Source organism: Streptomyces sp. NPDC094143 (assembly GCF_040303825.1).
GTDB lineage: Bacteria > Actinomycetota > Actinomycetes > Streptomycetales > Streptomycetaceae > Streptomyces.
On the sequence record NZ_JBEOTZ010000083.1, the window covers coordinates 1 to 10,790 of the forward strand.

A 10,790-nucleotide genomic window follows, 5' to 3' on the forward strand; every position below is an offset into this window, starting at 1 on the left:
TCGCGCAGCGCGGTCAGGACGGCCGGCGGGACGTCCTCGCGACCGGCTCCACCGGTCACCATCACCGTGTCGGCTTCCGCCACGGCCTCCAGCCCTCTGTGGACGGACACGTCGAACGCACCGCCGGACCGCAAAATCCCGGGCTCCGCCGTGCAGACCCGGATGTCGTACGCAGGCCGCCCGCCGGCCTCGACCGGGGTGAAGATCAGTTCTGGAATGGACAGGTCGAAGGCGGTGACCGGCGGCACCGCGATGACGACGATACGGTGCATGGCCCGAACCTCCGGATCTATGGCATTCCAGCCACTACTGTAACCCCGCACCGCTCGGCAGGGTGAGGGCATGTCATTCGTTGTTGTCACCGGGGCCGGCGCGGCCGGTCTCCCCACTGCACGTCAGTTCGCGAAGAGCGGCGAGCGAGTCCGTCAGATCACCCGCAGCGGTCGCGGCGCCGACCATCCGCTCATCGAGCGCGTCGCCGCCGACATCACCGACACCGACCGGCTCACCGAACTCGTCGACGGGGCGCGCGTCGTGGTCAACTGCGCCATCCCCGCGTACGACCGTTGGGCCGTCGACGTGCCGCCGATGGCGCAGGCTCTGCTGACCGCCGTGGAACGGACCGGGGCCGGCTACGTGATGCTGGGCAACACCTACGGGTACGGTCCCGTCGACGGGCCGATGACCGAGGACCTGCCGATGGCCGCCACCACGGTCAAAGGCCGTGTCCGAGCGCGGATGTGGCTCGACGCGCTGGCCTCGCACGAAGCGGGCCGCGCGCGGGTCACCGAGGTGCGCGCCGGTGGGTTCCTCGGTCCGGGCCTGGCAGGCTCGTTCGCCGTGTTCGTGCTCGGTCCCGCACTGGCGGGTGAGGTCGCGTCCTATCCAGGCGACCTCGACGTACCGCACAGCTGGAGCTACACGGAGGACATCGCCCGCACGCTCGTGGCCGCGAGCCTGGACGACCGCGCGTGGGGCCGGGCCTGGCACGTGCCGGTCACGTCGTCCCTGCCGGTGCGGGCGCTGGCCGAGCGGGTGGCCGAGCTGGCCGGGATGCCCGCGCCCGAGCTGCGCCGCATCGACCGCGACGAGCTGCTCACCCTGGCACCACAGCAGCCGCTGTTCGGAGAGCTCGTCGAGTTGCTGTACAGCAACGAGAACCCGCATGTCATCGACTCCACCGAGACCGAGGCCGTCCTCGGCGTGCGGCCGACACCACTGGACGCGGTCCTGCGGGAGACCCTCGCCGCAGCCGCCACGCCGACCGGGAACTTCGTCGACCGGCTCGTCGGCCGCGTCGCGACCTAGCCACCCACTCCCCGAGCTCCGCGATCCCTCGACCGGGTTGCACAACCAGAGGCGTCCGATACTAATGGGTTGATCAACCCAGAAAGCGGCGGAGTGTGAAGATCACCTTGTCGCCCGCCGCGTACGCCGATCCCGCAGACCAGGCGCTGCTGCCCGTCTCCGGCGCGGAGAAACAACCATCCCCGAACCAGATCGTTCAAAGGAACCGCCATGCCCGCCAAGGCCTTCGAGCCGTATCAGCTCGCCGGGAAGACGCTGAAGAACCGCATCGTCATGGCCCCCATGACCAGGAGCCGTGCCCCCGGCGGGACGCCGACCCGGTCTATGGCCACCTACTACGCGCAGCGCGCCGGAGCCGGACTCATCATCACCGAGGGCACCCAGCCCTCCGTGCAGGGGCAGGGCTACACCGACACCCCCGGCCTGCACTCGCCCGAGCAGGTGAATGCCTGGCGAACAGTCACCGACGCCGTGCACGCCGAGGGCGGCGTGATCTTCGCGCAGCTCATGCACTCCGGCCGCATCGGACACCCGGACCTGCTGCCCGACGGTCTGGTCCCCGTCGCGCCGTCGCCCGTGCGAGCCGAGGGACAGCTGTTCACCCACACCGGAATGCAGGACTTCGTCGTACCGAAGGAGCTCACCGAGGACGACATCCTCGCCACCATCGAGGACTACGCCTCGGCCGCGCGCAACGCCGTTGCGGCCGGGTTCGACGGCATCGAGCTGCACGGCGCGAACGGCTACCTCATCCACCAGTTCCTCTCGACGCACACGAACCGGCGTGACGACCGGTGGGGTGGCTCAGCGGAGGGCAGGATCCGGTTCGCCGTCGAGGTGGCCAGGGCGGCGAGCGAGGCCATCGGCGCCGACAGGGTCGGAATCCGCATCTCGCCCGGCACCGTCGTGAACGACATCAACGACGACCCCGACCACGGCGCCACGTTCATGCCGCTGCTCCGGGAACTGGGCGCTCTCGACCTCGCCTACCTGCACCTGGCCGAGCGCGCCGGCCGCGACCTGACCAAGCGCTTCCGCGCGGCGTGGCCGAACACGCTCATCCTCAACCCCGACACGGGCTCCACTCCGACAGGCCCCGGCGAGCTGCAGCTCATCGAGGACGGCACCACCGATCTGCTCGCCTTCGGCACCCACTTCATCGCCAACCCCGACCTGCCGCACCGGCTCGCCACCGGAGCCCCGCTCGCGCAGGGCGACCGCCGCACCTTCTTCGGCGGTGGCGACGACGGCTACATCGACTACCCGCCGCTTCCGCTCAACGACGAAGCCGGCGTGCCGGGCTAGCGATCTCACCAACCGTCCAGAAGCAGGTGCGGAGACGAATGCCGGTGGGGAGTTCGCACGCCGCGACCGCCTTTTCGCACCTGCCAACGGGCGTCGCACATCGATGACTACGCGAAGGGACGGTGGAATGAAGGTCTTCCTGACGGGGCTCTACTGGCCACACCGGCGGTGTCATCGCCGAGCGGTTGCTGCAAGCCGACCACGACGTTGTGGGTCAAGGGGGTCGACGGGGTCATCCTCAGCAGCGTCTTGACACCGAGAAGGCCGTGCTCGGCGCCGCTGGTGTCAGCGGCATCGTGCTGCGACCACCCAACGTCTACGGACGTGGGGACGAGCGCGCGGTGTTCTGGATGATCCAGGGGCAGCGAAGAAGCTGACGGCCGTGCCCTACGCGATGGGATCCGAAGACAACCGCTGGACTTACGTCCACGTCGGCGACCTGGCCGACCTCTTCGTCCTCGCTCTCGACCAGGCGCCCGCCGGCGAGCTGTTCCATGCCGGGGCGCAGAGCGGTCTTCGCACCCGGGACATCGCTACCGCGCCGAGCCGGGGCATGGGATCCGGCGGCAGACCATCGCCTTGGAGATGTCAGAACTCAAGGCGGCCATCGGCTTCCCGTTTCGTGGCGGACTACTGGGCCTCGAACAGCCAGTCGTCGAGCGACAAGGCACGTCGCGTGCTCGGGCTGCCGATTCGGGCGATGTCGCCGGTCACCAAGGCCGTTTGCCCGGTGGATTTGCCGTCCACTGTGGACAGCTTCGCCGCCGCGCCGTGCCCCACGGGAATCATGCCCCTGAGGGGGTGCGCTGCGTGTCGCCCCGAGGCTGTCGTGATGTCAGGTGGTGAAGGTCTGGATGTAGGCGAGGGCGGCGTTCATCGCGGCGCGCATGGGCTGGGTCGTGCGGAGGGTCTGACTGAGCTGGGTGCCGCCCTGCAGTGCGGTGAGCAGGGCCAGGGCGAGCTCGTCGAGGTCCGCCGTCGAGTGCAGGTCGCCTCGTTCGCGCATGGCCTTCAGGCCGTCGTGAAGCAGGGCTTGCCAGCGTTGGAAGACGTTGCAGAGGTCTTCGCGGGTCTGGTCGTCGGTGGGGTTGAGCTCGCCTGCCAGGGTGGCCAGCGTGCAGTTGCCGCGGCCGTTGTTGTGCTCCTGGCTCTCGATGGCGGCATCGGCCCAGGCGCGCAGGGCGTCGAAACTGTCGAGTGCCCCCATCAGTGGCTGGCCGGGGATGAGGGGTGCTTCGGCCTGGCGTGTGATGACTGCTCTGATCAGGGCTTGTTTGCTGTCGAAATAGTGGTAGAGCTGCGAGCCGCTGATGCCGGCCGCTTTGCGCACGTCCTCGGTGCTGGTGCCGGCCACGCCGTTCTGGGCGATGAGCGCGGTCGCCGCTTCGAGGATGCGCTCCCTGGTTGCCTGGCCTTTACGGGTCAACGTCACGCCGCCAGTCTAGTCGAATGGGTTGCACAACCCAAACACGGCGCGGGATCGGTGGCCATGCTGGAGGACCTGCTGCCGTTTTGGTGGGGCAAGCTGTTCGTGCTGGCCCTGCTCGGCTTCGTGGCCACTTCCTGGATCATCACCATCGCCTTGTCCACCGCGGACGCCTCCGTCCACGTGGTCGAGACCCTTTCTTCCCCTCCGCACTGCACGGCCATGAGGTCGCCCTGACCGTGGCCCTGCTGCGCACGTCGGGGAGGCCTTCGGCACCGTCTACGACATCAGCACCATCCTCATCCTGTGGTTCGCCGGCGCGTCCGCCATGGCCGGGTTGATCAACATCGTTCCCCGCTACCTGCCCGACTACGGCATGGCGCCCGAGTGGGGACGTGCGGTGCGCCCGGTCCTGATCGTCTACACGGCCCTGTGCATCCTGACCACCATCACTTTCGACGCCGACGTCGACGCTCAGGCCGGCGCCTACGCCACCGGGATCCTGGCGATGATGGTCTCCGGGGCCTTCGCCGTCACCGTCTTCGTCGCACGGAACCACCGGCGCGTGGCCACCGTCGGCTTCGGACTGCTCACCGCCGTCCTGCTCTACGCCCTGGGCGCCAACATCATCGACAAACCGGACGGCATCGCCATCTCCGGGTTCTTCATCCTCGGCATCGTCACCGTGTCGCTGATCTCGCGTGTCGCGCGCACCACCGAACTGCGGGCCGATCGCATCGTCTTCGACGAGGACGCCCGCCGGTTCATCGCCGACAGCCTCGCCCACGACGACTCGATCACATCATCGCCAACCGGCGCCAGGCCGGCGACAAAGCCGAGTACTCCGCCAAGGAACGCGAGCAGCGCGGCACCAACCCGGTCCCGGGCCTGGCGGACGTGCTCTTTCTGGAGATCGACGTGGTGGACCCGTCCGACTTCAGCGAGACGCTCACCGTCCACGGGGTCGAAGTCGACGGCTTCCGCATCTTGCGCGCCGAGGCGCCGGCCGCGCCCAACGCCATCGCCGCCATCCTCCTCGCACTGCGCAATGCCACCGGGGTGCGGCCGCACTGCTACTTCGCCTGGGCCGAAGGCAGCCCTCTGAAGCACATGTTCCGCTACTTCCTCCTCGGCCGCGGGGACACCGCCCCGGTCACGCGCGAGATCATCCGCAAGCACGAGCCCGACCCCGACCGCCGCCCCGGCATCCACGTCGGCGGCTGAACCCGACACCGCCGCCGGTTCGTGAGGCCCAGCGACCCGAAAGGCGGCAGGAGGCGAAGACGGAGACGCTACGGCCCCGACCGCGGCATCCGGCGCATCCGGTACGTCCTGTTCCTGCTCATGGCCGCCGTGGGGGCAGCCGGGTACCTCACGGAATCGATGGGGTCGATGGGGGCTCGCGCCACTGCGGTCGATCACCCCAGTTCGACGCCCGCGGCATCCGCGATCGCAGCTTCATGCGCGTCACCGGCCTGCCGGGAGGTTCCCGCGGGACGGTTGCGGCCGGAGGGAGGGCAGGGTCAGGTGCCACCAGTCGGTCAAGCGGTCGTCGAGGACGGTCGCACCCTCGAGGACCTCGGTGAGGGTGCACAGGCCGAAGAACGCGCGCACCATGGTCCGGGCCGTGCGGGCGGGGCGGACGCGCTCGTTTACCTGCCCTGCCAGCCGGGCCTGCGCGAGCAGTCGCGTGGTGGCGGCGGTCCACAGCGCGAAGGGATCGGGAACGGGGGCCTTGATGACGGTGCGTTCGGCCCACAGACGGGCGCCGGCACGCGTCACGGGATCCCGGGTGAGTGAATGGGCGATGTCGTAGCTGAGGGCGACGAGCCGTTCGAGCGGGGGGACCGTCTCGTCTCCGTAGCGTGCAGCGAGCTGAGACCAGGTGGCGAACCGGGCCTCGACGACGGCGACGGCGATGCCCTCCTTGCCGGTGTAGTGGAAGTAGACCGCGCCGCTGGTCCGGCCCGACCTTGCGCTTATGTCGTTGACGCTGGTGGCCGCGTATCCCTGTTCAGCGAACAGGTGGGCCGCCGCTTCCAACAGTGATCTGCGGGTTGCCTTCGCCCGTTCCTGCAACGTTCCGTCCACCCTCGCTCTGTTTGCATGCCAGTCATGAATTTAGTGCGCCAGCGCACGCCCGGAGTCCAAACAGGCGCTTTCGTGCGGTAATTACGCAGTTCTTTCGAATACGAACGCGTGTGAGTGGTAACGGACGAAAGGCGCTCCGGGCCCCGCGCGGCCGAGCACGCGTGACAACTGGCCTGCGCGCACGCGGTGTTGGCGGTCTCGGCGGCTGCGTCACAGCTGACGCCGCCGCACGGTCATACGCCTGTTTCTGGCACCCGTCGAGTCACCGAAAAGGGTTATTGCCCGATTTGCATGGACGGAAATAACGTAGCGGAAACTATCTTTCCGTTTCTCGCGGATACGGAAGATGCCGCATGCGTACATGCGAAGGCATGGGAGGCCCCAGTGACCACCTCGAACCACGACCTGCTCGACTGGTCGCCCGAAGCCGTCATCTTCGACTGTGACGGCACCCTGATGGACAGCGAACGCCACTGGCAGGAGGCTCGCAGCCGCGCCTTCCGGGAGCACGGGCTCCAGCCGCCGCCCGGGTTCGCGGAGCAGGCCCTTGGTTTGCACTACGAGGACTGCGGCCGGCTCATGGCGCAGTCCGTGCACAAACCAGAACTGACCGAGGACCTGACAGCCGCGCTTCTCGACCACTTCCTGGCACTCGTCACCGACGAACCGGTGACGATGCCAGGTGCGGTCCGGATCGTACGGCTGCTCTCCGGCCGGTTACCGCTGGCGGTGGCCAGCAACTGCCCGAGGGTCGTGGTCGAAGGCAGCCTGGAACGGGCCGGGCTGCTCGCACACTTCCAGCACCTCGTCGTCCCCGACACCGGGGACCGCGTGCGCCCCAAGCCGCACCCCGACGTGTACGCCGTGGCGGCCCGGCTCTGCGGTGTCCCCCCGCACCGGGCGCTGGCGGTGGAGGACTCCCTGACCGGTGTGGAAGCGGCCCGCCGGGCCGGTCTGCGGGTCCTGGGCGTCGGTCCCCGGCCGCAGGGCGACGGTGCCACCCGGGCCGACGCGTGGTTACCGGCGCTGGATGCCCCCGAACTGCTGGCCTGGGCCCACGCGCTTGGCAGCCCGCGGGAGACGCAAGGACCTTGACGGCCCGCCGAGTCCGGCAACCCCAGGCGCTCGCCGCCGACTCGAACGTGCGGAGTGCAGCTCGAAGTCGTGAAGAGCACCGCCACGCAACGCATGAGATCGGCTGCGTGACCGACCAAGGCCCCGGCAACAACAGCGCGAGGTACTGACGTTGACGACACGGTGCACGTACGCGTTCCGAGTCCAGGTGACACTGGTCGCATGATCATCGAACGCGCGCATGCGCATCTCTCCTCGTACGAGGAGGAATCCTGGCCTCGGTCGGCGCCCTGCGTCCGTCAGCCGCTCGGCGAAGGGCTGAGTTCACCGCACCGGTGACCTTTCTGGTCGGTGAGAACGGCTCGGGGAAGTCGACCCTGGTGGAGGCACATGCGGAGGCATTCGGTCTGGACTCCTACGGCGGCTCCCACGACTGGCGCAACTCCTCCCCGCGCGGCAGATCGCTCCTCGGCGAGCGTATGAGAGCGGCGCTCGCTACCGCAGCCCTGGAGCAGTCGCCGCGACCGGGCAGGACGGCCCTGCCCGGCTCCTGCGGGCGGCTCACGGTGCCGCGGCGATCGACAGGGCAAAGACGGCGATCGTGACAACAGCCAGAACGACCAACCCCGCCCGCAGCGCCCTCACCAGCTCATCCCTGCACGACACGGCGGCACGCCCCGGTAAGGCGTCTTTCCGCATCAGCGATTGCCGGGCCCCGGCGCCGACCTCCCGCGACTGCAAGCCGTACCGGCAGGTGCCGACCGCATCGATCCCAGGGGCCGTCTCAGCGAGCCTCGCTGTTCGTTCCCGCGCAGCCGTGACACCTCCCGGCCCATCTGCCGGCGCACAGCACCCCAGGGTCATAGGGCGGACGTTATCGGCCCGGACACCGGCGGCGTCCCGGGTGACGTCGAAGCACACCCGCTTGCCCGCGACCAGCACGGGCTCCGCGTCACCGTGAACCGCCGAACGGTAGGCGACCGCGTCGAAGCCGCCGCCGTCCTGGGCAATGACGCCCAAGCCCCGCTCGGGATCGAACCACTTCACCACACCACTGGGCACAGAAGACCCCCACGCTCAAGCGACTCAGTACCGGGGGGGCTCACCCAGCTTCCGCCCACGCACCCACGTCGGCAACCGGCGCACGCCCGGCGCCCGAGGCAGACACCCGGCGCCCGGACCCTCAGCACAACATCCACCAGCTCGCGGTGGCGAACGTTGCAGCGATCGACGGTGAGGCACTTGGTGTTGCCCCGGACGTCAGCTCCGCCGGTCAATACGGCGGTACCGTGATAAGCCTGGTGAATGGGCGTGAAGTCGTTGCCGTCGCTCCTCGGTTGAGCCAGAAGCGGAGGATCTTGCGGGCTGAAAGGCCGCCTTAGGGCACTCGGTGAGCCTGTACCGCCGAAAGCGGTTCAGGTAGCAGCAGTCTCGGCGCGCTGCCGGTCGTCAATGTCTTGAACCAGTGCGGCGGAGCCGACTTCCCAGCCCTCCCTGAAGGCCCGACTTGCGCTACGAATATGGAAGCTGGGCTGAAGAATGTGCAGCTTCCCGTTGAGCAGATCGACCCGCTGGACAACACCTTCAGTCACATCACACCGCACGGGCCGAGTCGAACCGGCGCCGAGCCTCCTCGATATGGTCCAGATAGGTGCGGGTCCAGGCGCACATACCGTTGACCGTGGTGCGCAGTGCCTGGCCGGCTTCGGTGAGGCGGTATTCGACACGTGGCGGCACCACCGGATGAACGGTCCTGTCGACCAGCCCGTCCCGTTCGAGGTGCCGCAGTGTCTGGGACAGCATCTTGTGACTGATGCCTCCGACCTGCGTCTGCAACTCGGTGAACCGCAGGGTGCGGTCAGCCAGGACGTTGATGAGCAACAACGCCCATTTGTTGGCCACGCCCGCGAAGATCTCACGGGCCAGCGAGTCGGCACGGGTGAGATCCATGTCGGCCGGATCACGGGCGGGGTGCTTGGTTACCACGAGGTGCCCCTCTCACGGAAAGGTGCGGTCTTCCAGTTCGGAGCTTACTCTCCTACGGTTAGTCCGTATCTGCTGGAGACTGAGGCAGCCTGAACGGACCCCTGGAGCAACGATGATCCTCAAGACGTACGCCCGCCTTTGGGCCGACGACCTGAGCACGACCCTTCCCCTGCTGGAGCGCCTGTCGGGAACGCGTCCGGACCTGCACCTCGCCTTCGATGAGATCGAGCTCGCCGCCATCGGTGACTTCCTGGTCATCGCCGGACCTGCCGAGGAACGCGCTCGGTATGCCCACGCCACGGCCACAGTGATCGTCTCCGACCTGGACCAGGCGCGCGCGGCACTGGACGAGGCGGGCGCCGAGATCACAACGGAGGAGGCAACCAGCGCAACCGGCCGCTTCCTCTACGCCCGTCATCGGGGCGGAGTGGAGGCCGAGTACGTCGAATGGAAGCCGGAGGTGCGGCGTCAGGTACTCGGCGCGTAGGTGTCGGCCGGCTCCTTCGGAGAGGAATGCTCAGTGGACGGGTCGTGAGGTGATGTCCGTTTCTGGTCGAGGTGGGAGCAAGGCCGCTGGTGGAGGCTGTGTCGGCTATTGCTTCCTGGCGAAGTCGCCGGTGTCGGACTCGGTGAGAATGCCGAGCTTGACCAGGTGCTTCGGCTTGGCGCGGATGCCTGCGACGTTCTTCGGCAGCAGTTCGTGGCTGAGGGTTCCGCAGACGTCCTTGGCCCCGTGGTGGGTCCGGCCGCGTGGTTGAAGGCGTCGAGGATGCGGGGGTGGTCCTTCGCCCGCTACAGCCTTGACGGCCGCTTCGCGGTACTGCGCGCCGACCACCGCTTCACCCTGGTGATGGTCTGCGGCTCGATCGCCGGCGCGACGCTGGGCGGGCTGCCCTCGGCGCGTTCTCGGACCTGGCACTTGTCCCCCGTCCTGGCCGTGATCCTGCTCGTCTCTGCGGTGAAGCTCGCGTCGCGACTGAGTCCGCGAGGCCGACTCGGCCCTGTGGCCAACTGCAACGCTCAAAGTGGCCAACTGGAGCACCCGACCACACCGAGACGGGTACGGATCCGGACCCGTCTCGGTGTTTGCCGATCGCAGAGAGCGCCTCGGCTGTGCGTTGACAATGGTGTCGGCACCCGTTTGCCGTACAGATGCCGCGTGCCGTGCTGGATCACGCATCCGTCTGTCACCCAGTGCTATATCAGCAGTTAGCAGACGTGTTGGTGGGTCTCATCCGGCCTTTCGGGCACGGTTGGTGACGACAGTTACGGATCGGTAGCGGGCTGGCTGCGATGGCGCGGGGGCGGGTGGGCAGGCAGGTTCGTTGCTTGGTAGCAGCGGTGGCTTCCCCTGGGCCGGAACCCGTGCCCGTGCGGCGGAGCAGGCCGCTCCGATCCTCTCTGCAGTGGAGACTCGAATGACGAAGAAGACTGCCTGTGCGCTCGCCGCACTGGCTGCTGTGGCGCCCGCGGTGGCGCTCGCCCCGGCGGCCGTGGCCGACGACTCCTCCGGCCACGACAAGGCCATCATGCTGCACGCGACGCTCAACCCGTTCAAGGTCAACAAGGTGACCGGGTCGGGCACCGCCACGGTGCACCT

15 protein-coding genes and 1 pseudogene are annotated in these 10,790 nt (G+C 68.4%); 8 read left to right on the forward strand and 8 right to left on the reverse strand.

Annotation, left to right across the window (positions count from 1 at the left end; all coding sequences use genetic code 11):
* Positions 1-272: type 1 glutamine amidotransferase family protein (locus ABTZ58_RS39175; protein ID WP_502996214.1), on the reverse strand; the 272-nt coding region annotated here is incomplete at its 3' end.
* Between the two features lie 70 nt (positions 273-342).
* Here ABTZ58_RS39175 and ABTZ58_RS39180 point away from each other — a divergent pair.
* Both ABTZ58_RS39180 and ABTZ58_RS39185 read left to right on the forward strand, forming a co-directional pair.
* Positions 343-1,308, forward strand: coding sequence for an NAD-dependent epimerase/dehydratase family protein (locus ABTZ58_RS39180; protein ID WP_351367998.1), 966 nt, complete (start codon positions 343-345; stop codon positions 1,306-1,308).
* Positions 1,309-1,518: 210 nt separating this feature from the next.
* Complete coding sequence (locus ABTZ58_RS39185) at positions 1,519-2,613, forward strand: alkene reductase (RefSeq protein ID WP_351368005.1); 1,095 nt, start codon at positions 1,519-1,521, stop codon at positions 2,611-2,613.
* A gap of 630 nt (positions 2,614-3,243) precedes the next feature.
* Here the strand turns inward: ABTZ58_RS39185 and ABTZ58_RS39190 are convergent.
* Together ABTZ58_RS39190 and ABTZ58_RS39195 are read right to left on the reverse strand one after the other, a co-directional pair.
* The gene (locus ABTZ58_RS39190; RefSeq protein WP_351368008.1) at positions 3,244-3,402 is read right to left on the reverse strand and encodes a hypothetical protein; all 159 of its coding nucleotides are present in this window, start codon (positions 3,400-3,402) and stop codon (positions 3,244-3,246) included.
* Between the two features lie 46 nt (positions 3,403-3,448).
* Positions 3,449-4,045 carry a TetR/AcrR family transcriptional regulator gene (locus ABTZ58_RS39195; RefSeq protein WP_351368011.1) on the reverse strand — a complete coding sequence of 199 codons (597 nt, stop codon included), beginning with the start codon at positions 4,043-4,045 and terminating at the stop codon, positions 3,449-3,451.
* A 57-nt stretch (positions 4,046-4,102) separates the two neighbouring features.
* On the opposite strand from ABTZ58_RS39195, the gene ABTZ58_RS39200 reads away from it, so the two are divergent.
* Complete coding sequence (locus tag ABTZ58_RS39200; protein WP_351368014.1) at positions 4,103-4,276, forward strand: hypothetical protein; 174 nt, start codon at positions 4,103-4,105, stop codon at positions 4,274-4,276.
* Positions 4,277-4,645: 369 nt separating this feature from the next.
* On the opposite strand, the gene ABTZ58_RS39205 is transcribed toward ABTZ58_RS39200, so the two are convergent.
* Positions 4,646-4,999, reverse strand: coding sequence for a hypothetical protein (locus ABTZ58_RS39205; protein WP_351368017.1), 354 nt, complete (start codon positions 4,997-4,999; stop codon positions 4,646-4,648).
* Here ABTZ58_RS39205 and ABTZ58_RS39210 point away from each other — a divergent pair.
* Positions 4,958-5,263: a hypothetical protein gene (locus ABTZ58_RS39210; RefSeq protein WP_351368020.1), complete on the forward strand. Its 306-nt coding sequence runs from the start codon at positions 4,958-4,960 to the stop codon at positions 5,261-5,263. The genes ABTZ58_RS39205 and ABTZ58_RS39210 overlap by 42 nt on opposite strands.
* Before the next feature lie 243 nt (positions 5,264-5,506).
* On the opposite strand, the gene ABTZ58_RS39215 is transcribed toward ABTZ58_RS39210, so the two are convergent.
* Positions 5,507-6,130 (reverse strand): ScbR family autoregulator-binding transcription factor, encoded by a 624-nt coding sequence (locus ABTZ58_RS39215; protein WP_351368023.1) that lies wholly within the window; start codon positions 6,128-6,130, stop codon positions 5,507-5,509.
* A 384-nt stretch (positions 6,131-6,514) separates the two neighbouring features.
* Here ABTZ58_RS39215 and ABTZ58_RS39220 point away from each other — a divergent pair, with 384 nt between their 5' ends.
* Together ABTZ58_RS39220 and ABTZ58_RS39225 are read left to right on the forward strand one after the other, a co-directional pair.
* Positions 6,515-7,225, forward strand: a complete 711-nt coding sequence (locus ABTZ58_RS39220) for an HAD family hydrolase (protein WP_351368026.1) — start codon at positions 6,515-6,517, stop codon at positions 7,223-7,225.
* Between the two features lie 201 nt (positions 7,226-7,426).
* Positions 7,427-7,689 (forward strand): annotated as a pseudogene (locus ABTZ58_RS39225) (AAA family ATPase); the annotation flags it as partial.
* A 76-nt stretch (positions 7,690-7,765) separates the two neighbouring features.
* Here ABTZ58_RS39225 and ABTZ58_RS39230 read toward each other — a convergent pair.
* Together ABTZ58_RS39230 and ABTZ58_RS39235 are read right to left on the reverse strand one after the other, a co-directional pair.
* Entirely contained in the window at positions 7,766-8,251 is a 486-nt protein-coding gene (locus tag ABTZ58_RS39230) for a cold-shock protein (protein ID WP_351368029.1), read from the reverse strand.
* A gap of 546 nt (positions 8,252-8,797) precedes the next feature.
* Complete coding sequence (locus tag ABTZ58_RS39235) at positions 8,798-9,190, reverse strand: winged helix-turn-helix transcriptional regulator (protein ID WP_351368032.1); 393 nt, start codon at positions 9,188-9,190, stop codon at positions 8,798-8,800.
* A 112-nt stretch (positions 9,191-9,302) separates the two neighbouring features.
* Here ABTZ58_RS39235 and ABTZ58_RS39240 point away from each other — a divergent pair, with 112 nt between their 5' ends.
* Positions 9,303-9,677 (forward strand): VOC family protein, encoded by a 375-nt coding sequence (locus ABTZ58_RS39240; RefSeq protein ID WP_351368035.1) that lies wholly within the window; start codon positions 9,303-9,305, stop codon positions 9,675-9,677.
* A 105-nt stretch (positions 9,678-9,782) separates the two neighbouring features.
* On the opposite strand, the gene ABTZ58_RS39245 is transcribed toward ABTZ58_RS39240, so the two are convergent.
* A complete protein-coding gene (locus tag ABTZ58_RS39245) occupies positions 9,783-10,025 on the reverse strand; it encodes a hypothetical protein (protein WP_351368038.1) in 243 nt (80 codons plus the stop codon).
* 583 nt (positions 10,026-10,608) lie between these two features.
* Between ABTZ58_RS39245 and ABTZ58_RS39250 the strand changes: the two genes are divergently transcribed.
* The coding region (locus ABTZ58_RS39250; protein WP_351368041.1) for a hypothetical protein at positions 10,609-10,790 on the forward strand (182 nt) is incomplete at its 3' end.